The sequence below is a fragment of the Burkholderia sp. RF4-BP95 genome, from assembly GCF_001521985.1.
Lineage (GTDB): Bacteria > Pseudomonadota > Gammaproteobacteria > Burkholderiales > Burkholderiaceae > Burkholderia > Burkholderia diffusa.
Genome location: NZ_LOSX01000011.1, coordinates 73,622 through 96,581 on the forward strand (window position 1 = coordinate 73,622; position 22,960 = coordinate 96,581).

Genomic DNA, 22,960 nt, shown 5'->3' on the forward strand with positions numbered 1-22,960 from the left:
ACGAGCATGGCGCCTCATTTCGTGCTGGAAGAAATCGGCAAGCCGTTCGAGCTGGCGCTCGTCGCCCGCACGCGCGACCAGCACAAGTCGCCCGAGTACCTCGCGCTGAATCCGAACGAGCTAATTCCGGTGCTGGTCGACGGCGACCTCGTGCTGTACGAGACTGACGCGATTTGCCTGCATCTGGCCGATACGCATCCGGCGCGGCTTGCACCGGCGCTCGGTGCGCCCGAGCGCGCGCTTCTATACGTGGCTCATGTGGCTCGGGAAGCGTGGTGGCAATGGAACGCAAGGGCTTCGCTCGATTGGTGGATCGTATGGAATCGGGCGACGTGTTGATCGTAACGAAGCTGGATCGTTTGGGCCGTAATGCTATGGATGGGCGAGCAGCGGTCGAAAAGCTGGACGGTATGGGTGTGCGTGTCCATTGACTTGCATTGGGCGGCGTAGATTGGACCAGCGCTGCGGGCAAGGTGACGATGAGCGTGTTGGGTGCAGTGGCGGAATTCGGGCGCGACCTGTTGATCGAGCGCACGCAAGCGGGGTTGAAGCGTGCAGTTGGTGCCCGCGCCAGGCTTGTGAAGATGGTTAAAAACGTGGTCGAACAAGTGCGCGATTCGGAGGGGGCAGTGCACGTTACCCACTGGTGTTACTTCTGATTGTCGAGAGCGGACTTTTTTCGTTGGAAAACCCGGGGCTGACAATTAAATAAAGACCGATTATTTCAAAAGTCGGTCGTGTATGGAAATAGAAACAATAGTCAGCTGGCGTTGAAAGTGAGAGGTATTCTGTAGGCAAATGTGCTGAAGTGAGGTGAAGGTATTCGGCTTGCAAGAACAGCAGCCCGCGAGTGAAACTCAAACCTAACCTAGCCCCTTCGCTGGATTTTTGGAGAGCACATGTCAGAGTTACTGTCCTACTACGAAATCAACAAAATGCTTTGGCGATGGCGAAAACGGGACGGCGCGCGCATCGTGCATAAGGCCAAGCTCTCGATGGACATGGCGCCGCGGTTACCCCCAGAGCCACCCAAACCACCGACACCCAAACCGGCTCCGGCACCCAAGCGGGATTCGCTGGACAAGATGGTCGACGACTTCGAAAGGATTGGTAACGCTTTTTCACGATTCAAGAAATGGCTGGATACCCCCGATCCGCCAAAGCAACCCAAGCCTTCGCCCCCGGTCCAGGTCAAACCGACCGTTCCACCCTTCGATATTCAGGAGATTCCAGCGGCCATGCGCGGGGAAATGATGCCGATCGGGGCAAAACTCATGGAGCGATGGTTTGCTGGTAGGCTCAATTATTCAACCGATTCGAATAATCAAAGATTTGCGATCGACCAGAACGGGAAACCCTATGCTGATGACATGTACGACTACTCAATCGTTAAGCTAGACTGGGTTTTGAAGCATCGGAGAGCGAAAGAAAAGTACGATCAGTTGATTGGAATTGGAATTTATTCAGAAAGAGCGCGCGGGAAATTAAGGGATGAATTGTCTGCGTACTACGGCCGCTATACTTTCTTTGCAACATCGGAAGTATTTAAAGATGATATTCGAGTGCTGCATAAACTGTTCCAATTTCAATTCACATCTATCGACGGAACCCTGGGAGATAAACTAAAATCGTTTATACACTTCAGCGAAGAAAACAAAGGCGTTCCAGACGATTTGTTTGCTGCGTTAGGGAGTTTCAACCTATACGCGGCAGTTGCGCAAGCCAACTTCTATATTGACGAGTATAGTCGGAGTCGATGTGTCGAAGTAAATGCCATTTGGGTCTATGTAAGAGATGGTTATACCTTTGAGGATAAGGATGGGGACCCATCGCAGTACTTGGGCCACTGGGGTGAAAACGGAATCATTGTAGTCCCGTACGCTTTCGTTGGCTCGTTATCTTCTCGTGTCCCATATCTCGATTATCCCGTCGCCCTCGGAGACGCAAGGAAAAAAGGCAACCTTTACTATCCGGTCCACAACAGCGACTTCAGGGCATGGCAAAAAAAGCATGGGCGAGGTGGGGACTTCATTCTGTTTTCAGAAAAGAAATTTGTCCGCCTAGATAAACCAATTCGTGTCTTCCTATGAAACCGAGCAAAGCAATATTATTTGTCGCTGCAGGCGTATGGGCATGTTACATGTGGGGGTTTGATAGAAGTCCGATTGGGAAATACTGCAAAAAATCAATTTCCCCGGATAATAAATACTATGCCACACTGTGCGACTCAACCTATGAGCGGTTTAGCGAGCAACCGTTTAACATTGCCGACTTTGCATTTGTCGCCAGACTTTACGACAACAAAACCGGTAAAATTTTGGCAATAACAACTTTTGACTCGCCGGTTCCGGATTTATTCTGGGGGAGGGACTACGTGCAGTTTCAAAAGGGAGGTGAGGACGGAGATGGGTCGTATTTCAATTTGCCGCCATCCCTGATGGATAGAATTTTAGCGAACCGCCCTCGGCTTGTCCCACTTAATCAAACCCAGTTCAAAAGCCATTGATATACCCGCCTCCATGTGGCTTGTTCCCGCGGGCTGGCGAGCTTCGCTTGCCCAATGCGACGTACATCTCTCCAGCTACCTTAGCAGGCTGCTGACGGCCTCAGAATCCCCGCGACGAACTCACAAGCCAAAGCCTCAGAGGCCCGATTCCTGAAGATTCAGAAGGGGGCGCGTTCTCATTCAATCGGTGGGCGTTTTGACTTCATGCGCGACGAGTGGAAAGCGCTTGGTCTGCGCCACTATGAGGATGAGTTGGAGAGGGTAGACGAGTTGGGTGAAGCAGGATTCGACCGCCTGTATCAGACGGCCATAGCGCGGCTGGGTGTGTGTCGTGAGCCTTCCGAGCACGATGGACCTTGGGCGGTGTTCAGTATGCAGGAGGGGTGTGGGTAGCAGGGTTTGGAGCGCCGCCCGTGCGCAATCGCGGGCGGCATTGATTCAGGCGTGGGGGCCGCCGGTCCAGAACGTCGTCAGGACGGCTCTGTCAGCGTAGATCGTAGTGCAGGCTAAAAAGGCGGAGCCGGAATTTCTACACTGAGCGCGACGCTTCAGGCATGCGGCAGCTAGCTAAGGGGTTGTTGCGTCAACGATGAGAACAGGGGGCCGCGCGGCCCCTTTTCTTTTTCTGGAATCAGTACGCACAGACACGCAATGCATAGACCGTTAACAATAAAGGAAAAATGCATGCCTTCACCGTACTCGCAAGGAGCCCTTCAACGGGCACGCGGCCCACGCGAACCAGAGGCCGCCGCCTTACACCCCGACCCCGTAAACCTCCCTCGCCGCCACCCGAATCGCATCCGCCATCACCTCGACGGCCGGCGAATGCAGCCGGTCGGTGCGCGTGATGATCCCGAAATCGTCCATCCGGCAATCCATCTCCAGCGGCAGCACCGAGACGATCCCGTGTCGCGCGTAGTACAGCGCGACATCTTCCGCGAGCACCGCGATCATGTCGCTCTGCTCGATCAGCTGCGTGATGAACAGCAGCGCGGCCGTCTCGACGACGTTTGCGGGCGGCGCCAGGCTCGCGCGCTGGAACACGAGCTCGAAGCGATGGCGCAGCACGCTGCCGGCCGGCGGCATCACCCACGCGGCGCGCTGCACGTCGGCGAGCGACAGCGGCGCCTGCGCGAGCAGCGGATGGCCGGGCCGCACGACCGCGGCGACCGGCTCGCCGGTCAGCGGCTCGTAGCGCAGGTGCAGCTTGTCGTGTTCGGCGGACAGCCGGCCGAGCACGATGTCGAGCTTGTCCTGCGCGAGGTGTTCGAGCAGCGCGTTGCTCGTGTCGATCGCGACGGACACGCGCACGTTCGCATGCGTGCCCTTCACCGCGGCGACGGCCGGCGGCACGAGCCGCAGCCCCGGCGACGTGATCGCGCCCACCGCCACGTGCCCGAGATGGCCGGCCTTCAGCGCGGCCAGTTCCTCGCGCGCCTGGTCGAGGCTGCCGAGCGCCGCGCGCGCGTGGCGGATCAGCACGTCGCCATACAGCGTCGGCCGCATCCCGCGCGGCAGCCGCTCGAACAGCACCGCGCCGATCGATTCCTCGAGCTCGCGCAGCAGCTTCGACGCGGCCGGCTGCGTCATGTTCAGCGCGGCCGCCGCGCGGTGAATGCTGCCTTCGTCGGCGAGCGCGACGAGCAGCAGGAGCTGGCGGGTCTTCAGGCGGTTGCGGTTTCCCCACGGGCTGGCTTCTTGCATCGTACGGGTTTATATCGATATCGGAATCGATATCGTAATCGCCTAAAACGTCATTAGCCAGTTATCAAAATTCTGCCTAGACTGCGCCGGTATCCCGTCACCACAGGACTGACGATGTCGGCAACAAAACCCAGGCTGCGCTCCACCCAATGGTTCGGCACGAACGACAAGAACGGCTTCATGTACCGGAGCTGGATGAAGAACCAGGGCATCCCCGATCACGAGTTCGACGGCCGGCCGATCATCGGCATCTGCAACACGTGGTCCGAACTGACGCCGTGCAACGCGCACTTCCGCAAGCTCGCCGAGCACGTGAAGCGCGGGATCTCGGAAGCCGGCGGCTTCCCGGTCGAGTTCCCGGTGTTCTCGAACGGCGAGTCGAACCTGCGGCCGTCGGCGATGCTCACGCGCAACCTCGCGTCGATGGACGTCGAGGAAGCGATCCGCGGCAACCCGATCGACGCGGTCGTGCTGCTCGCCGGCTGCGACAAGACGACCCCGGCGCTGCTGATGGGCGCGGCGAGCTGCGACGTGCCGGCGATCGTCGTGTCGGGCGGGCCGATGCTGAACGGCAAGCTCGAAGGCAAGAACATCGGCTCGGGCACGGCCGTGTGGCAGTTGCATGAATCGCTGAAGGCGGGCGAGATCGACCTGCACCACTTCCTGTCGGCCGAGGCCGGGATGTCGCGCTCGGCCGGCACCTGCAACACGATGGGCACCGCGTCGACGATGGCGTGCATGGCCGAGGCGCTCGGCGTCGCACTGCCGCACAACGCCGCGATTCCTGCCGTCGATTCGCGCCGCTACGTGCTCGCGCACATGTCCGGCATCCGCATCGTCGAGATGGCGCTCGAAGGGCTCGTGCTGTCGAAGGTCCTGACGCGCGCCGCGTTCGAGAACGCGATCCGCGCGAATGCGGCGATCGGCGGCTCGACCAACGCGGTGATCCACCTGAAGGCGATCGCGGGCCGCATCGGCGTGCCGCTCGAGCTGGAGGACTGGATGCGCATCGGCCGCGACACGCCGACGATCGTCGACCTGATGCCGTCCGGGCGCTTCCTGATGGAGGAGTTCTATTACGCGGGCGGGCTGCCTGCCGTGCTGCGCCGGCTCGGCGAAGGCGGGCTGCTGCCGCACCCGGACGCGCTGACGGTCAACGGCAAGTCGCTGTGGGACAACGTGCGCGAAGCGCCGAACTACGACGACGAGGTGATCCGCCCGCTCGACCGGCCGCTGATCGCGGACGGCGGCATCTGCATCCTGCGCGGCAATCTCGCGCCGCGCGGCGCGGTGCTGAAGCCGTCGGCGGCGAGCCCCGAGCTGCTGAAGCATCGCGGCCGCGCGGTGGTGTTCGAGAACCTCGATCACTACAAGGCGACGATCAACGACGAAGCGCTCGACGTCGATGCCAGCTCGGTGCTGGTGCTGAAGAACTGCGGGCCGCGCGGGTATCCGGGGATGGCGGAGGTCGGCAACATGGGGCTGCCGCCGAAGCTGCTGCGCCAGGGCGTCAAGGACATGGTGCGGATCTCGGATGCGCGGATGAGCGGCACGGCTTACGGCACGGTGGTGCTGCACGTCGCGCCGGAAGCCGCCGCGGGCGGGCCGCTGGCCGCCGTACGCAACGGCGACTGGATCGAACTCGACTGCGACGCCGGCACGCTGCACCTGGACATTACGGATGACGAACTGCAGCGCCGCCTGTCGGACGTCGATCCGACCGCGGCCCCCGGCGTGGCCGGCCAGCTCGGCAAGGGCGGCTACGCGCGGCTGTACATCGATCACGTGCTGCAGGCCGACGAGGGGTGCGACCTCGACTTCCTGGTCGGCATGCGCGGTGCCGACGTGCCGAGTCATTCGCATTGAGCGGCAGGCGGGCGCGGGCGATGTCCCGCGCGACGCGAAGTGGCGATATGAAACCGTGAACGCTTGATGGCCTCGCCTCGAGGCCGACGCAGGACCGAACCATGACATCGAGCAGCACGCCGCGTTATCGCGGCATTTTCCCCGTCGTCCCGACGACGTTTTCCGACACCGGCGAGCTCGACCTCGCGAGCCAGAAGCGCGCGGTCGACTTCATGATCGACGCGGGCTCCGACGGCCTGTGCATCCTCGCGAACTTCTCCGAGCAATTCGCGATCACCGACGACGAACGCGACGTGCTCACGCGCACGATCCTCGAACACGTCGCCGGCCGCGTGCCGGTGATCGTCACGACGTCGCACTACGGCACGCAGGTGTGCGCGGCGCGCAGCCTGCGCGCGCAGCAGCTCGGCGCTGCGATGGTGATGGCGATGCCGCCGTATCACGGCGCGACGTTCCGCGTGCCCGAAGCGCAGATCTTCGACTTCTTCGCGCGCGTGTCGGACGCGATCGACATCCCGATCATGATCCAGGACGCGCCCGCGAGCGGCACCGCGTTGTCCGCGCCGTTCCTTGCGCGGATGGCGCGCGAGATCGAGCAGGTCGCGTACTTCAAGATCGAGACGCCCGGCGCGGCGAACAAGCTGCGCGAGCTGATCCGGCTCGGCGGCGACGCGATCGAAGGGCCGTGGGACGGCGAGGAAGCGATCACGCTGCTCGCCGACCTGCATGCCGGCGCGACCGGCGCGATGACGGGCGGCGGGTTTCCGGACGGCATCCGGCCGATCCTCGAAGCCTTCCGCGAAGGGCGGCACGACGATGCGTTCGCGCGCTATCAGGCGTGGCTGCCGCTGATCAATCACGAGAACCGCCAGTCCGGGATCCTCACCGCGAAGGCGCTGATGCGTGAAGGCGGCGTGATCGCGTGCGAGCGGCCGCGGCATCCGATGCCGGAACTGCATCCGGACACGCGCGCGGAGCTGATCGCGATCGCGCGCCGGCTCGATCCGCTCGTGCTGCGCTGGGCGCACTGAGCAAGTGGCGAAGGAGGAACGCAGATGAGCAACGTGATTTCGCTGGGCGTGATCGGGATCGGCAAGATCGCGCGCGACCAGCACCTGCCGGCGATCGCCGCCGAACCGGGTTTCGTGCTGACCGCGTGCGCGAGCCGTCACGCGGAAGTCAGCGGCGTGCGCAATTATCAGGACCTGCGCGCGCTGCTGGCCGCCGAGCCCGAACTCGACGCGGTGTCGCTGTGCGCGCCGCCGCAGGTGCGCTACGCGCAGGCACGCGCCGCGCTCGAAGCCGGCAAGCACGTGATGCTCGAGAAGCCGCCGGGCGCGACGCTCGGCGAAGTGGCCGCGCTCGACGCGCTCGCGCGCGAACGCGGCCTCACGCTGTTCGCGACCTGGCATTCGCGCTGCGCGAGCGCGGTGGAACCGGCGCGCGCGTGGCTCGCGACGCGCACGATCCGCGCGGTGCAGGTGCGCTGGAAGGAAGACGTGCGGCGCTGGCATCCGGGCCAGCAGTGGATCTGGGAGCCCGGCGGCCTCGGCGTGTTCGATCCCGGCATCAACGCGTTGTCGATCGTCACGCGGATCCTGCCGCGCGAACTCGTGTTGCGCGAGGCGACGCTCTACGTGCCAAGCGACGCGCAGATGCCGATCGCGGCCGAACTCGATTGCGCCGATACGGAAGGCGTGCCCGTGCGCGCGGAATTCGACTGGCGGCACGGCCCCGTCGAGCAATGGGAAATCGCGGTCGACACGTCGGACGGCGTGCTCGCGATCAGCCGCGGCGGTGCGCAATTGTCGATCGGCGGCGAGCCGGTCGAGATCGGGCCGCAGCGCGAGTATCCGGCGCTGTATGCGCAGTTCCGCGCGCTGATCGCGCGCGGCGAAAGCGACGTCGACGTGCGGCCCTTGCGGCTCGTCGCCGATGCGTTTCTGTTCGGGCGGCGCGTCGGGACCGACGCGTTCGGCCGCTGACACCGTGCCGGCGCGCGCCATCGCGAGCGCGACCGCGCACGACGGTAGTTGAAGACCCAAGCCAATACAAGGAGACACCGCATGAACCGCACGATTCGCCGACACACCCTGCGCGCGCTGCTGGCCGCGCTTTGCATTGCGCCGCTCGGGATGCACGGCGCGGCGCACGCCGACGCGCCGCTGAAGATCGGCTTCCTGGTGAAGATGCCCGAGCAGGCATGGTTCATCAACGAGCAGAACGCGGCGTCCGCGCTGGGCCAGAAGGAAAACTTCTCGGTCGTGAAGATCGGCACGCCGGACGGCGAGAAGGTGCTGGCCGCGATCGACAACCTCAACTCGCAAGGCGCGCAGGGCTTCGTGATCTGCGCGCCCGACGTGCGCCTCGGGCCGGCGATCGCCGCGCGCGCGAAGCGCTACAACATGAAGTTCGTGACGGTCGACGACCAGCTCGTCGACTCGACCGGCAAGCCGCTCACGAACGTGCCGCATCTCGGGATGTCGGCGACCAAGATCGGCAACCAGGTCGGCCAGGCGATCGCCGACGAGATGAAGCGGCGCGGCTGGAAGCCCGAGGAAGTCGGCGCGCTGCGCATCACCAACTACGAGCTGCCGACGGCGAAGCTGCGCACCGACGGCGCGACGCAGGCGTTGCTCGCGAACGGCTTCCGCAAGGAGAACATCTTCGACGCGCCGCAGAAGACGACCGACGACAGCGGCGGCCTCGAGGCGGCCTTCCCGGTGCTCTCGCGCCATCCGAACGTGAAGAAATGGGTGGTCTTCGCGCTGAACGAGGAAACCGTGCTCGGCGCGGTGCGCGCGACCGAACAGCTGCACATCCCGGCGGCCGACGTGATCGGCGTCGGCATCAACGGCGCGGGCGAGGCGTTCGCCGAATTCCAGAAGAAGGAACCGACCGGCTTCTACGGAACGATCGCGGTCAGCTCGACGAACCACGGCAAGGACAGCACGCAGAACCTCGTCGACTGGATCCGTAACGGCAAGACGCCGCCCGCCGACACGCAGACGAGCGGCAAGCTGATGACGCGCACGAACTGGCAGGCCGTGCGCACCGAGCTCGGCATCTGAGCGTGCGGGGCGACGACGCGATGACGATGCAGACGATGACGGCCGTGTCCGACCACGACGACGCGGCCGTGGCCACGTCCGGCGATGCGCTGCTCGCGCTCGACGGCATCACCGTGACGTTCCCGGGCGTGCGCGCGCTCGACGGCGTGTCGCTGTCGGTGCGCGCGGGCGAAGTGCACGGGCTGATGGGCGAGAACGGCGCGGGCAAGTCGACGCTGCTGAAGGTGCTGTCCGGCGTGAACCAGCCGCAGGCCGGCACGCTGACGCTTAACGGCACGGTGCAGCGCTTCGCGTCGACGCGCGCCGCGCTCGAGGCCGGCATCGCGATCATCTACCAGGAGCTGCATCTGGTGCCCGAGCTGACGGTCGCGGAGAACCTGATGCTCGGCCAGTTGCCGAGCCGGCTCGGCGTGGTCGACGAACGTGCGCTTGCGGTGCGCGCGCTCGATGCGCTCGAGCGGCTCGGCGAGCATATCGATCCGGACATTCCGGTGAAGTATCTGTCGATCGGCCAGCGCCAGATGATCGAGATCGGCAAGGCGCTGATGCGCGACGCGCGCGTGATCGCATTCGACGAACCGACCAGCTCGCTGTCCGCGCGCGAGACCACGCAGCTGTTCCGTATCATCCGTTCGCTGCGGGCGGAAGGCCGCGCGATCATCTACGTCACGCACCGGATGGAGGAAGTCGACGCGCTGTGCGACCGCGTGACGGTATTCCGCGACGGCCGTCGGATCGAGACGTTCGAATCCGTCGCCGATCTCGACCGGGACCGGCTGATCGGCTGCATGGTCGGCCGCTCGATCGAGGACGTGTACGGCTACCGGCCGCGCACGGCCGGCGACGTGCTGATCGAGGCGAAGGGGCTGATGGGGCCCGGCCTGTCCGAGCCGGTGTCGTTCGCGGCGCGGCGCGGCGAGATCGTCGGCTTCTTCGGGCTCGTCGGCGCGGGGCGTTCGGAGCTGATGAAGCTGCTGTACGGCGCGGCGCGCCCGAGCGGCGGGCACGTCGAGCTGGGCGGCAAGCGCGTCGCGTTCGCGAGCCCGCGCGAAGCGGTGCGTGCCGGCATCGCGCTGTGCCCGGAGGACCGCAAACAGGAAGGCATCGTCGCGATCGCGTCGGTCGCCGACAACCTGAACATCAGCGCGCGCCGCCATTTCAGCCCGGCGCGCGTGCTGCTCGACGCGCGGCGCGAACGCGAACTCGCGCAACGCTACATCGAGCGGCTCGCGATCAAGACCCGCGACGGCGAGACGCCGATCGGCGCGCTGTCGGGCGGCAACCAGCAGAAGGTCGTGCTCGCGCGCTGGCTGGCCGAGCGCATCGACGTGTTCCTGATGGACGAGCCGACGCGCGGCATCGACGTCGGCGCGCGCGCGGAAATCTACAACCTGTTCTACGAGCTCGCGGAAGCGGGCCGCACGGTGATCATCGTGTCGAGCGACCTGGCCGAGGTGATCGGCGTGTCGGACCGCATCGTCGTGATGAAGGAAGGGCGGATCGCGGGCGAGGTCGCGAAGGCGCAGTCGACGCCCGACGCGCTGATCAAGCTCGCGCTGCCGCGCTAGCGCAGTCAACCGGAAAGCAACCGATATGAGCCAGGCAATGCAACCCCAACGTACTTCCCCGTCCCCGGATGCCGCGGCCGCGCCCGCGCGAGCGCGCGGCGGCGTGTGGCAACTGATCAACCGCTCCGGCATCGTGATGGTGTTTCTCGTGCTGTTCGCGACGCTGTCGCTGACCGTGCCGGATTTCCTCACGCCGCGCAACATCCAGGGCCTGTTGCTGTCGGTCACGCTGATCGGCTCGATCGCGGTGACCATGATGTTCGTGCTCGCGCTCGGCGAAGTCGACCTGTCGGTCGCGTCGATCGTCGCGTTCTCGGGCGTCGTCGCGTCGACGCTGATCACCGCGACGCACAGCGTCGTGCTCGGCATCGCGGCCGGCGTGCTCGCGGGTGGCGCGGTCGGGCTCGTCAACGGCGTGCTGATCGCGCGCTGGCGGATCAATTCGCTGATCGTCACGCTCGCGATGATGGAAGTCGTGCGCGGGCTCGCGTTCATCACGTCGAACGGCGACGCGGTGATGATCTCCGAGGAGCGCTTCTTCGATCTCGGCGGCGGGTCGTTCCTCGGCATTTCGTATCCGATCTGGAGCAACATCGTCGGCTTCGTCGTGTTCGGTTTCCTCTTGCGCAAGACCGTGTTCGGCAAGAACGTGCTGGCCGTCGGCGGCAACGGCGAGGCCGCGCTGCTCGCGGGGCTGCCGGTGATGCGCATCAAGATCGCGGTATTCGTGCTGCAGGGGCTCGTGACCGGCTTCGCCGGCGTGATGCTCGCGTCGCGGATGAGCCTCGGCGATCCGAAGACGTCGGTCGGCCTCGAACTCGGCGTGATCTCCGCGTGCGTGCTCGGCGGCGTGTCGCTGACGGGCGGCGTCGCGACGATTTCCGGCGTGCTGGTCGGCGTGCTGATCATGGGTTCCGTGCAGGACGCGATGAGCCTGCTGAACGTGCCGACCTTTTACCAATATCTGATACGCGGCGGAATTCTGTTGCTCGCGGTGCTGTTCGACCAGTATCGTCGCAACCAGCGGCGCGCGATGAAGATCTGACCCTGACGAACGCGCGTCCGCCCGCGAAGGCGACAGATATCGGGAGACGGCATGCAACAGATTGATCCGGGCGCGGCGGCGCTGCTCGTCGACAGCCGCAACACGCTCGGCGAAGGCGCGACGTGGTGCGACGCGACGCACGCGCTGTACTGGACGGACATCGAAGGCGCGCGGCTGTGGCGTTGCCGCGCGGACGGCTCGGACCTCGCGCAGTGGCCGATGCCGGAGCGGCTCGCGTGCTTCGCGCTGACGAACGAGCCGCATGTGCTGCTCGTCGGGCTCGCGACGCATCTCGCGTTTTTCGACCTGCGCAGCGGCGAATTCACGCGGATCGTCGACGTCGAACCCGATCTGCCGACGCGACTGAACGACGGCCGCTGCGATCCGTTCGGCGCGTTCGTGTTCGGGATGAAGGACGAAGGCGGCGACCCGCCGCGCGCGGTCGGCGGCTTCTACCGGCTCAATCCGGACCTCACGCTCGAACGGCTTGCATTGCCGGCGGCGGCGATAGCGAACAACATCGCGTTCTCGCCGGACGGCGCGAAGATGACGTTTTGCGATTCGATGGTGCGCGAGATTTTCGTCTGCGATTACCGCGCGGGCGGCGACGTGGCCAACGCGCGGCCGTTCGCACGACTGACCGATGCGGACGGCGACCCGGACGGCTCGACGATGGATCGCGACGGCGGGCTGTGGAACGCGCAGTGGGGCGGCCGGCGCGTGGTGCGCTACGGGCCGGACGGCGTCGAGACGGACCGCGTGACCGTGCCGACCGCGCAGCCGAGCTGCGTGACGCTCGACGGCGAAGGCCGACTGTACGTGACGAGCGCGCGCGTCGGGTTGAGCGACGACGCGCTGGCGAGCGATGCGCACGCCGGTGGCGTATTCGTCGCCCGGACGCGCTACACGGGGCTGCCGACCGCAAGATTCGCGGGGGCGCCGCGCGGCTGACCGCGTGTCGGATCCCGTTCATGGGATGCGTCCGACGCAGCGAGCCAGGCGATCCGGCGCGCGGTCAGCCGCGCATGCACGCGCGCACGGAGGCGGTCCGGCTTGCCGGAACACGCCGTTCGCTCCCCGACGTGCTGGTAAGATGGCCCGCAATTCCATCCCGCCCGCACCATGAGTTCCGCACCGACCAAGCCCGCGAACCCGAAAAACGCCGCGAAAAACGCCGCCCGCGCGACGGGCGACAAGCAGAAGGCCCGCGTGCCGCAGCGCCTGACCTACGTGGTCGGCAGTCTCGAACGGCTGCTGCGCCGCCACATGACCGACGCGCTGGCGCCGCTCGGCATCACGCTCGCGCAATACACGGCGCTGTCGGTGCTCGAGGCGCGCGGCGCGTCGTCGAACGCGCAACTGGCGGAACGCTCGTTCATCACGCCGCAATCGGCGAACGAGGTGATGAGCGTGATGGCCGCCCGCGGTTTCGTCACGCGCGAAGCCGACCCGTCGCACGGCCGCATCATCCTGCTGACGCTGACCGACGAAGGCGCGGCGATGCTGCGCGAATGCGAAGCCGTGCTGCGTCCGCTCGAGACGCGGATGCTCGGCGACGTCTCCATCGACGACGCCACGCACGTGCAGCGCACGCTCGAACTGTTCGCGCGCAATCTGCGCAGCTGACCCTTTCCCGAACCTTCACGACACCGGCCCGTGCGGCCCGTGTTCGCGTTCCCGCCCGCTCGCCGGTCGCCTGACCGTTCCCCGATTCCAGCGTCGCCGCCGCTTTCCGCTCCGGGTTTACACCGGCGCTCGTGCCGCTTGCAATATCAGGTAGCCTGATATTAAATGAAGCCGTCCGCAGCAGGAATGCTGCGCACCGAATCGCACAGGAACGAACGACAGGAACAGACATGAGCAAGTACGACAACCGCTGGCAGACCGTTGAAGTGAAGGTGGAGGCCGGCATCGCGTGGGTCACGCTGAACCGCCCCGAGAAGCGCAACGCAATGAGCCCGACGCTGAACCGGGAGATGCTGGAGGTCCTCGACGCGGTCGAATTCGACGACGAGGCGAAGGTGCTGGTGCTGACCGGCGCGGGCGCGGCGTGGACGGCCGGCATGGATCTGAAGGAATATTTCCGCGAGATCGACGGCGGCTCCGACGCGCTGCAGGAAAAGGTGCGGCGCGACGCGTCGGAGTGGCAGTGGCGCCGCCTGCGGATGTACAACAAGCCGACGATCGCGATGGTGAACGGCTGGTGTTTCGGCGGCGGTTTCTCGCCGCTCGTCGCGTGCGACCTCGCGATCGCGGCGGACGAAGCGGTGTTCGGGCTGTCCGAAATCAACTGGGGCATCCCGCCGGGCAACCTCGTCAGCAAGGCGATGGCGGACACGGTCGGGCATCGCCGCGCGCTGCACTACATCATGACCGGCGACACGTTCACCGGCGTCGAGGCAGCCGAAATGGGCCTCGTGAACAGCAGCGTGCCGCTGGCCGGCCTGCGCGACGCGACGATCGCGCTCGCCGCGCGGCTGATGGACAAGAACCCGGTCGTGCTGCGCGCGGCGAAGCACGGCTTCAAGCGTTCGCGCGAACTCACGTGGGAGCAGTGCGAGGATTACCTGTATGCGAAGCTCGACCAGGCGCAGCTGCGCGATCCGGAGCGCGGCCGCGAGCAGGGGCTGAAGCAGTTCCTCGACGACAAGACGATCAAGCCGGGCCTGCAGGCATACAAGCGCTGATACACGCGCCGACGCAACCGACAGAGACAGGCAAGGCAGGAGACGACATGACCGACAGACGGATGCTGATCGCCGGCGAGTGGTGCACCGCCCGCGACGGCCGAACCTTCGACCGATTCAACCCCGCGACGGGCGCGCTCGCGTCGCGCGCGCCGGCGGCCGGCCCGGCCGACGCCGACGCGGCGATCGAAGCCGCGCATCGCGCGTTCCCCGCATGGGCGGCGCTCGCGCCGACCGAACGGCGCCGCCGCCTGCTGAAGGCCGCCGACCTGATGGACGCGCGCATCGACGCGTTCATCGCGACCGGCGTCGCCGAAACGGGGGCGACGCCCGGCTGGCTCGGCTTCAACGTGACGCTCGCGGCGAACATGCTGCGCGAGGCCGCGTCGATGACGACGCAGATCGACGGCGACGTGATCCCGTCCGACGTGCCCGGCAATCTCGCGCTGGCGATGCGCGTGCCGTGCGGCGTCGTGCTCGGCATCGCGCCGTGGAACGCGCCGGTGATCCTCGGCACGCGCGCGCTGGCGATGCCGCTCGCATGCGGCAACACGGTCGTGCTGAAGGCGTCCGAGGCATGCCCGGGCGTGCACGCGCTGATCGGCGCGGTGCTGGAGGAGGCCGGGCTCGGCGCGGGCGTCGTGAACGTGATCACGCACGCGGCGGCCGATGCGCCCGAACTCGTCGAGCGGCTGATCGCGCATCCGCACGTGAAGCGGATCAACTTCACCGGCTCCACGCACGTCGGGCGCATCATCGCGCGCCATGCGGCCGCGCACCTGAAACCCGTGCTGCTCGAACTCGGCGGCAAGGCGCCGGTGCTCGTGCTCGACGATGCCGATCTCGATGCGGCCGTCGACGCGATCGCGTTCGGCGCGTTCTTCAACCAGGGGCAGATCTGCATGTCGACCGAGCGCGTGATCGCCGCGCGGCCGATCGCCGATGCGCTCGTCGAACGGCTGGCCGACAAGGCGCGCTCGCTGGTCGCCGGCGATCCGCTGGCGGGCCATGCGCTCGGCACGATGGTCGATGCGGCCGCGGCCGCGCGTGCCGCGTCGCTCGTCGAGGATGCGCGTGCGCACGGCGCGCGCCTGCCGCTCGGCTGCCGGATCGAGGGTGCGACGATGCAGCCCGCGATCGTCGACGGCGTCACGCGCGACATGCGGCTGTATCGCGAGGAATCGTTCGCGCCGGTGGTGGCGATCCTGCGCGCGGACAGCGACGACGAAGCGGTCGCGCTCGCGAACGACAGCGAGTTCGGGCTGTCGGCGAGCGTGTTCAGCCGCGATATCGCACGCGCGATGACGGTCGCGCGCCGGATCGAATCGGGGATCTGCCACATCAACGGGCCGACCGTGCACGACGAAGCGCAGATGCCGTTCGGCGGCACGAAGGCGAGCGGCTACGGCCGCTTCGGCAGCCGCGCGTCGATCGCCGAATTCACCGAGCTGCGCTGGATCACCGTGCAGACCACACCGCGTCACTACCCGATATGAGCGAGCCGACGATGAATGTTGCGACGCCCGTAAGCGGGCCGGCGAACGACACCGGCGGCGTGCGTTATCGCGCGGCGGCCGTCGCGGTCGGCGCGGCCGAGATTCGTCGCGAGGAAAACGGCACGTGGTACCTGCGCTCGCGCGAACCGCTCGGCGACTACCCGACGCGCCTGACCGACTGCCTCGTGCGCGGCGCGCACGCGCATCCCGACCGCGTGCTCGCCGCGCGGCGCGGCGCCGACGGTCGCTGGATCGAGATCACTTACGCGCAGATGCTCGAACGTGCCCGCGCGCTCGGCCAGGGCCTCGTCGATCTCGGGCTGTCGGTCGAGCGGCCGCTCGCGGTGCTGTCCGGCAACGATCTCGAGCATCTGCAGCTGATGTTCGCGGCGATGCTGGCCGGCGTGCCGTATGCGCCGATCTCGCCCGCGTATTCGCTGGTGTCGACCGATTACGGCAAGCTGCGTCACACGCTCGGCGTGCTGCGGCCGGGCGCGGTGTTCGTCGCCGAGCGCGCGCCGTTCGCGCGTGCGCTCGACGCGACGCTGCCGGCCGATGCGGCGCTGATCGTCGCGAACGATGCGGATGCCGATGGCGTCGCGGCGGGCCGTGTCGTGCCGCTGTCGCGCCTGCTCGCGACCGTTCCGCGCACGATCGACGCGATCCATGAAGCGATCGGCCCCGATCATCTCGCGAAGATCCTGTTTACGTCGGGGTCGACGAAGCAGCCGAAGGCCGTGCCGACCACGCACCGGATGCTGTGCAGCAACCAGCAGATGCTGCGCCAGACGATGCCCGAGCTGACGCGCGAGCCGCCGGTGCTGGTCGACTGGCTGCCGTGGAATCACACGTTTGGCGGCAGTCACAACCTCGGCATCGCGCTGTACAACGGCGGCACGCTGTACATCGACGACGGCCGCCCGGTGCCGGGCCGCTTCGACGAAACCGTGCGCAACCTGCGCGAGATCGCGCCGACGATCTACTTCAACGTGCCGAAGGGCTGGGAAGAGCTGACCGCCGCGCTCGAACGCGATGCCGTGCTGCGCGACACGTTCTTCTCGCGCGTGAAGCTGTATTTCTTCGGCGGCGCGGGGCTGTCGCAGGCCGCGTGGGACCGGCTCGACCGCGTGACCGACGCGCATTGTGGCGAGCGCATCCGGATCATGGCCGGCCTCGGGATGACGGAGGCGTCGCCGTCGTGCCTGTTCACCACCGGGCCGCTGATGCGCGCCGGCTACATCGGCCTGCCCGCACCCGGCTGCGACGCGAAGCTCGTGCCGTGCGGCGGCAAGCTCGAACTGCGCTTCAAGGGGCCGAACGTGATGCGCGGCTACTGGCATGCCGACGTCGATCCGCGCGACGTATTCGACGACGAGGGCTATTACCGCAGCGGCGATGCGGGGGTCTTCGCCGATCCCGAGCGGCCGGAACTCGGGCTGCTGTTCGACGGCCGGCTGACCGAGGATTTCAAGCTGAGCAGCGGCACCTTCGTCAGCGTCGGGCCGTTGCGGGCGAACGCGGTGTCGAGCGGCGCGCCGTACGTGCAGGACGTGGTCGTCACCGGGATCAACCGCGACGACATCGGGTTGCTGGTGTTTCCGCGCATCGACGCATGCCGCGCGCTGGCGGGGCTCGCAGCCGATGCACCGGTTTCCGACGTGCTGCGCGCGCCGGCCGTGCGCGCGGCGTTCGCGTCGTGGCTTGCCGTGCTGAACCGGCATGCAAGCGGCGGTTCGACGTTCGTCGCGCGCATCCGGCTGATCGATACGCCGCCGTCGCTCGATCTCGGTGAAGTGACCGACAAGGGTTCGCTGAACCAGGCGGCCGTGCAGAAGCATCGCGCGGCGACGATCGACGCGCTGTACGACCCGGCGCGGCGCGATCCCGACGTGATTTACGCGTAGGCGCAAGCCAACCGAAGCAAACCGAAGCAAGCAGCGACAACGACCTGCCGGCCACGATACCGGCAGGCATTCTTGCGGCCAGTGAATCAGGCTGCCTGATAAGGCCTGCCGATGCAGGCCGACCGACTACAAGACATGGGACTGGAGACACGATGAACACTTACGTTGCCGAAAAACCCACGGTCGCGACCACGCTCGCGCTGTGTTTCGCGATCGCACTCCTCGAAGGGCTCGACCTGCAGTCGGTCGGCGTCGCCGCGCCGCGCATGGCGCGCGAATTCGGGCTCTCCGTGTCGCAGATGGGCATCGCGTTCAGCGCGGGCACCTTCGGGCTGCTGCCGGGGGCGATGCTCGGCGGGCGCCTCGCCGACCGGATCGGACGCAAGCGCGTGCTGATCGCGTCGGCCATGCTGTTCGGACTGCTGTCGATCGCCACCGCGCAGGTGTCGACCTTCGCGATGCTCGTCGTCGTGCGCGTGCTGACCGGCATCGGCCTCGGCGGCGCGATGCCGAACCTGATCGCGCTGTCGTCCGAAGCGGTCGAGCCGCGCTCGCGCAGCAGCGCGGTGGCGACGATGTATTGCGGCATCCCGTTCGGCGGCGTGATCGCGTCGCTGATCGGCGTGCTGCTCGCCGGCGACACCGAATGGCGCCACATCTTCTACGTCGGCGGCGTGGGGCCGCTGCTGCTCGTGCCGCTGCTGGCGTTGTTCCTGCCGGAATCGCGCGCGTATCTCGACGTCGCCGGCACGCCGGCCGCGCGCACCAGCGTCGCGCGCACGCTGTTCGGCGACGGCCGCACGACGTCGACGGTCGCGCTGTGGGTCAGCTATTTCTGCACGCTGATCGTCCTCTACTTCCTGCTGAACTGGCTGCCGTCGCTGATGGCCTCGCGCGGGCTCGATCGCGCGCACGTCGGCCTCGTGCAGATCGCGTTCAACGTCGGCGCGGGGCTCGGCGCGCTCGGCATCGGCGCGGCGCTCGACCGGATGCGCGCGTCGCGCGTGGTCGGCGGCATGTATGTCGGGATCGTGCTGTCGCTCGCCGCGCTCGCGGCCGCGCCCGGCTTCGCGTCGCTCTCGGCGGCCGCGTTCGCGGCGGGGATGTTCGTGGTCGGCGGGCAGTCGGTGCTGTATGCGCTCGCGGCGATCTACTACCCGACCGCGATGCGCGGCACCGGCGTCGGCGCGGCGGTGGCCGTCGGCCGGCTCGGTTCCGTCGTCGGGCCGCTCGCGGCCGCGACGCTGCTGGCCGCCGGCCGCAGCGCGCCCGTCGTGATCGGCGCGAGCATCCCCGTCACGCTCGTCGCGGCCTTCGCTGCATTCGCGCTGATTCGCCGCCCGCAAGCCGGCGACTGAAACGCTTCGTTTTTTCAATGCGCGCCGTCAGAGCGCGCGATTCAACACGGTCTGGAGACGCAACGCTATGAAGACGAAGACAAGGAACGGCCTGCTGGCCGCCGGCGCGTGCTGCGCGCTCGCCGCGCCGGGTGCGCACGCGCAATCCAGCGTGACGCTGTACGGGATCATCGATACGGGCGTCGAGTTCGTGTCGCACGCGAACGCGGCCGGCGATCACGTCGTGCGCATGCCGGGCGTGACGGGCGAGCTGCCGTCGCGCTGGGGCCTGCGCGGCACCGAGGATCTCGGCGGCGGCTACCAGGCGGTGTTCACGCTCGAAAGCGGCTTCAACGTGCGCGGCGGCGATCTCGGGCAGGGCGGCCGACTGTTCGGGCGGCAGGCGTTCGTCGGGCTGAAGAGCGGCTTCGGCACGCTCGCGTTCGGCCGCCAGTACACGATGACCTATCTCGCGCTGCAGGGCGCGGACATCATCGGCCCCGACATCTACGGGCTCGGCTCGTTCGACGCATACGTGCCGAACGGCCGCGCCGACAACGCGGTGACCTACGTCGGCACGTATCGCGGCGTGACGCTCGGCGCCGCGTATTCGTTCGGCCGCGACGGCGCGGGAACCGGCAACTCGCCGGGGCAGGGCACGTGCGCCGGGCAGGTGCCGGGCGATGCCGTCCAGTGCCGCAACTGGTCGGTGATGCTCAAGTACGACAGCGCGTATTTCGGTGCGGCGGCGTCGTACGAGGAGCAGCGCGGCGGCACCGGCGCGGCCGCGAACTTCTTCGACGGCGTCGCGCCGGTCGCCTTCACCAGCAGCGTCGGCAAGGACGCGCGCACGCACGTGAGCGCGTATGCGCAGGCGGCCGGCGCGCGCATCGGCGCGGGCTGGATCGGGCGGCGCGTGTCGACCGGTTCGCCGGCCGCGCCCGGCGCGCATTCGGATCTGTTCTTCCTCGGTGCATCGTATGCGATCAAGCCCGACTTCGTCGTCGACGGCGAGGGCTACCGGATCGTCAACAGCGCGCACGACACGCGCGCGACGATGGCCACGCTGCGCGCGACCTATCTGCTGACCAAGCGCACGGCCGTCTACGCGCAATCCTCGTATCTGTGGAACAGCGCGCATGCACGCTACGCGGTCAGCGGCGGCGGGCCCGGCACGACGCCCGGCGCGGGGATGGGGCAGCTCGGCGCGATGGTCGGCGTGCGGCACATGTTCTGATCCGGCAGCCTGACGAAGGGGAGATATCTTGAACGGAAAATCTGCATTCCTTTGCATTGCGCCGCTGTCGGCGGCGGCCATGCTCGCCGGGTGCGGCGGCGACGATTCGGTCAACGCCACGCCGACACACCTGAGCGCCGCGACGCCGGCCGCGATGACGCAGGCCTGCGACGCGCTCGCCGCGAAGCTGTCGTATGCGAACACGTCGTTCACGTCGGTGACGACCGCGGCCGCCGGCGCGCTGAAGGTGGCCGGCAAGCCGATCGCCGAACACTGCGTGATCGACGGGAAGATGAACGAGCGCGTGAGCGCGGTGGACGGCCAGACCTATGCGATCGGCTTCGAGATGCGTTTGCCGAAAGCGTGGAACGGCCGCTTCTTCTACCAGGCGAACGGCGGGCTCGACGGCAACGTCATGACCGCGACCGGCGAGATCGGCGGCGGCGGCCCGCTGACCGACGCGCTGAACATGGGCTTCGCGGTGATCAGCTCGGATTCCGGGCACAGCGCCGCGCAGAACCCGCTGTTCGGCCTCGACCCGCAGGCGCGGCTCGACTACGGCTACGGCGCCGTCGACGCGCTCACGCCGATGGCGAAGCAGGTGATCCGGCTCGCATACGGGAAGATGCCCGACCGCAGCTATTTCGGCGGCTGCTCGAACGGCGGCCGTCACGCGATGGTCACGGCCGTGCGCAACGCGGGCGACTACGACGGGATCATCGCGGGCGACCCGGGCTTCCACCTGCCGAAGGCGGCGATCGGCGAGATGTACGGCGCGCAGCAGTTCGCGAAGATCGCGTCGGCGACCGGCGCGAACGGGCTGCCGGACATCCGTAGCGGCTTCACCGACACGGAGCGCCGGTTGGTCGGCGCGACGATTCTCGACAAGTGCGATGCGCTCGACGGCGTGGTCGACGGGATGGTGCAGGACGTCGGCGCATGCCAGGCGCATTTCAGCGTCGAGACGGACATCCCGACCTGCGCGAACGGCACGCGCACCGGCGCCTGCCTGACGACCGCGCAGAAGAGCGCGCTCGAAAACGTGTTCGCGGGCGCGCGCAACAGCGCGGGCACGGCGCTCTACGCGAGCTTTCCGTACGATCCGGGCATCGCGGCCGGCGGCTGGGCCGCGTGGAAGCAGTCGAACTCGGTCACGCTCGATCCGGCCGCGATGGCGTTCACGTTCACGACGCCGCCGAAAACCGCCGCGACGCTCGCGAACCTCGCCGGTTTCGCGCTCGGCTTCGACATGGACAACGACGCGCCGGCGATCTTCGCGACGAGCGGCGTCTATACGCAATCCGCGTGGTCGTTCATGACGCCGCCCGACGAGACCAACCTGTCCGCGCTGAAGTCGCGCGGCGCGAAGCTGCTGGTCTATCACGGCACCGGCGACCCGGTGTTCTCGTACAACGACACGAGCGACTGGTACGGCCGGCTCGCGCAGGCGAACGGCGGCGACGCGTCGGACTTCGCGCGCTTCTATCCGGTGCCGGGCATGAACCATTGTTCGGGCGGGCCGGCAGCCGAACAATTCGACATGCTGACGCCGCTCGTCGCGTGGGTCGAGCAGGGGCAGGCGCCCACGGCGATCGTCGCCACGGCGCGCGACACGACGAACGCGGTGCCGAATGCGGACGTGCCGACGTCGTGGGGCGCGGGACGCACGCGTCCGCTGTGTCCGTATCCGCAGGTCGCGCGCTACAACGGGTCGGGCGACGTGAATTCGGCGGCGAGCTTCAGTTGTCGCTGACGCAGCGGGCGTGCCGGCCTGAACGGACATGGCGATGCGCCACGCACGACGACGGCGTTTGCCGCCGCACACCGCATCCGGGGATACTATGGCGCTTTTCCATCGGCGCGACGCGTCCCGATCGACGTGGCGCGCCAGGTATCCCTCCTCCGATTCGACCATGCAAACCGTAGCGGTACTCGACTTCGAAACAACCGGGCTTTCCCCGAACATGGGCGACAGGGCGACCGAGATCGCCGTGATTCTGCTGCGCGACGGCGAGATCGTCGACCGCTACCAGAGCCTGATGAACGCTGGGCGCCGCATTCCGTCCGACGTCGTCGCGCTCACCGGCATCACGAACGAGATGATTGCGTCGGCGCCGCCGGTGTCGAAGGTCATGAAGGAAGCCGCCGCATTCGTCGGACGCCGCCCCGTCGTCGCGCACAACGCCGGCTTCGACAAGCGGTTCTGGCAGGCCGAGCTCGGCATGCTCGGCGTGGCGGCCGAGCACGCGTTCGCGTGCACGATGCTCGTCGCGCGGCGCATCTACCCGCACGCGCAAAGTCACCGGCTGTCGAGCCTCGCCGACATGCTGCGGCTGCCGAAGACAGGCCGCGCCCACCGCGCGATGGTCGACGCGGAGATCGCGAGCCATCTGTGGTGCCGGATGCAGCGTGACATCGGCGAGACTTACGGGCTGCGACAGGTCGATCACGGGCTCATGTCGCGCTTGCAGACGACGAGCAAGGCCAAGGTCGCGACGTTTTTCGGTTCATTGGCCGCCGACCGGCGTTGACGCCGGTC

The 22,960-nt window shown here is 67.1% G+C and carries 18 protein-coding genes and 2 pseudogenes; 19 read left to right on the top strand and 1 reads right to left on the bottom strand.

The annotated features are described in order from the left end of the window. Window positions 1-6: 6 nt before the first annotated feature. From WS46_RS02935 to WS46_RS35035, 4 genes and pseudogenes are all read left to right on the top strand, one after another. Window positions 7-265: pseudogene (locus WS46_RS02935) on the top strand (glutathione S-transferase family protein); the annotation flags it as partial. Beyond that, a pseudogene (locus WS46_RS02940) lies at window positions 264-659 on the top strand (recombinase family protein); the annotation flags it as partial. The pseudogenes WS46_RS02935 and WS46_RS02940, both read left to right, overlap by 2 nt. 240 nt (window positions 660-899) lie before the next feature. Then, window positions 900-2,090, top strand: a complete 1,191-nt coding sequence (locus tag WS46_RS33315) for a DUF6402 family protein (RefSeq protein ID WP_179949113.1) — start codon at window positions 900-902, stop codon at window positions 2,088-2,090. Next, on the top strand, window positions 2,087-2,506 hold the full coding sequence (locus WS46_RS35035) for a hypothetical protein (protein ID WP_156443068.1): 420 nt from the start codon (window positions 2,087-2,089) through the stop codon (window positions 2,504-2,506). Before WS46_RS33315 ends, WS46_RS35035 begins: the two co-directional genes overlap by 4 nt. A 753-nt stretch (window positions 2,507-3,259) precedes the next feature. On the opposite strand, the gene WS46_RS02950 is transcribed toward WS46_RS35035, so the two are convergent. Then, the gene (locus WS46_RS02950) at window positions 3,260-4,210 is read right to left on the bottom strand and encodes a LysR family transcriptional regulator (RefSeq protein WP_059689234.1); all 951 of its coding nucleotides are present in this window, start codon (window positions 4,208-4,210) and stop codon (window positions 3,260-3,262) included. Between the two features lie 114 nt (window positions 4,211-4,324). Here WS46_RS02950 and WS46_RS02955 point away from each other — a divergent pair, with 114 nt between their 5' ends. The 15 genes from WS46_RS02955 to WS46_RS03025 all read left to right on the top strand — a co-directional run bounded on the left by WS46_RS02955 (window position 4,325) and on the right by WS46_RS03025 (window position 22,952). After that, window positions 4,325-6,076, top strand: coding sequence for an IlvD/Edd family dehydratase (locus WS46_RS02955; protein ID WP_059528963.1), 1,752 nt, complete (start codon window positions 4,325-4,327; stop codon window positions 6,074-6,076). A gap of 101 nt (window positions 6,077-6,177) precedes the next feature. Beyond that, window positions 6,178-7,107 (top strand): dihydrodipicolinate synthase family protein, encoded by a 930-nt coding sequence (locus WS46_RS02960; RefSeq protein WP_059689235.1) that lies wholly within the window; start codon window positions 6,178-6,180, stop codon window positions 7,105-7,107. 24 nt (window positions 7,108-7,131) lie between these two features. Beyond that, window positions 7,132-8,061 carry a Gfo/Idh/MocA family protein gene (locus WS46_RS02965; RefSeq protein ID WP_059689236.1) on the top strand — a complete coding sequence of 310 codons (930 nt, stop codon included), beginning with the start codon at window positions 7,132-7,134 and terminating at the stop codon, window positions 8,059-8,061. A gap of 81 nt (window positions 8,062-8,142) precedes the next feature. Next, window positions 8,143-9,147: an arabinose ABC transporter substrate-binding protein gene (locus WS46_RS02970; protein ID WP_059689237.1), complete on the top strand. Its 1,005-nt coding sequence runs from the start codon at window positions 8,143-8,145 to the stop codon at window positions 9,145-9,147. A 20-nt stretch (window positions 9,148-9,167) separates the two neighbouring features. Then, complete coding sequence (araG, locus tag WS46_RS02975; protein ID WP_059689357.1) at window positions 9,168-10,715, top strand: L-arabinose ABC transporter ATP-binding protein AraG; 1,548 nt, start codon at window positions 9,168-9,170, stop codon at window positions 10,713-10,715. A gap of 25 nt (window positions 10,716-10,740) precedes the next feature. After that, on the top strand, window positions 10,741-11,760 hold the full coding sequence (araH, locus tag WS46_RS02980; RefSeq protein WP_044847378.1) for an L-arabinose ABC transporter permease AraH: 1,020 nt from the start codon (window positions 10,741-10,743) through the stop codon (window positions 11,758-11,760). Window positions 11,761-11,811: 51 nt separating this feature from the next. Beyond that, complete coding sequence (locus tag WS46_RS02985; protein ID WP_059689238.1) at window positions 11,812-12,711, top strand: SMP-30/gluconolactonase/LRE family protein; 900 nt, start codon at window positions 11,812-11,814, stop codon at window positions 12,709-12,711. A gap of 171 nt (window positions 12,712-12,882) precedes the next feature. Further along, window positions 12,883-13,386, top strand: a complete 504-nt coding sequence (locus WS46_RS02990) for a MarR family winged helix-turn-helix transcriptional regulator (RefSeq protein ID WP_059689239.1) — start codon at window positions 12,883-12,885, stop codon at window positions 13,384-13,386. A gap of 230 nt (window positions 13,387-13,616) precedes the next feature. Beyond that, a complete protein-coding gene (locus WS46_RS02995; protein ID WP_059448873.1) occupies window positions 13,617-14,447 on the top strand; it encodes a p-hydroxycinnamoyl CoA hydratase/lyase in 831 nt (276 codons plus the stop codon). A gap of 47 nt (window positions 14,448-14,494) precedes the next feature. Continuing rightward, window positions 14,495-15,943 (top strand): aldehyde dehydrogenase, encoded by a 1,449-nt coding sequence (locus tag WS46_RS03000; RefSeq protein ID WP_059689240.1) that lies wholly within the window; start codon window positions 14,495-14,497, stop codon window positions 15,941-15,943. Next, window positions 15,940-17,847 (top strand): feruloyl-CoA synthase, encoded by a 1,908-nt coding sequence (locus tag WS46_RS03005; RefSeq protein ID WP_059689241.1) that lies wholly within the window; start codon window positions 15,940-15,942, stop codon window positions 17,845-17,847. Before WS46_RS03000 ends, WS46_RS03005 begins: the two co-directional genes overlap by 4 nt. Before the next feature lie 152 nt (window positions 17,848-17,999). Beyond that, complete coding sequence (gene mhpT / locus WS46_RS03010) at window positions 18,000-19,205, top strand: 3-(3-hydroxy-phenyl)propionate transporter MhpT (RefSeq protein ID WP_059689242.1); 1,206 nt, start codon at window positions 18,000-18,002, stop codon at window positions 19,203-19,205. 67 nt (window positions 19,206-19,272) lie between these two features. Continuing rightward, window positions 19,273-20,421, top strand: coding sequence for a porin (locus WS46_RS03015; RefSeq protein WP_059689243.1), 1,149 nt, complete (start codon window positions 19,273-19,275; stop codon window positions 20,419-20,421). 28 nt (window positions 20,422-20,449) lie between these two features. After that, on the top strand, window positions 20,450-22,174 hold the full coding sequence (locus WS46_RS03020; RefSeq protein ID WP_059689244.1) for a tannase/feruloyl esterase family alpha/beta hydrolase: 1,725 nt from the start codon (window positions 20,450-20,452) through the stop codon (window positions 22,172-22,174). A gap of 160 nt (window positions 22,175-22,334) precedes the next feature. Then, window positions 22,335-22,952 (top strand): PolC-type DNA polymerase III, encoded by a 618-nt coding sequence (locus WS46_RS03025; RefSeq protein WP_059689245.1) that lies wholly within the window; start codon window positions 22,335-22,337, stop codon window positions 22,950-22,952. The last annotated feature ends 8 nt before the right edge of the window (window positions 22,953-22,960 follow it).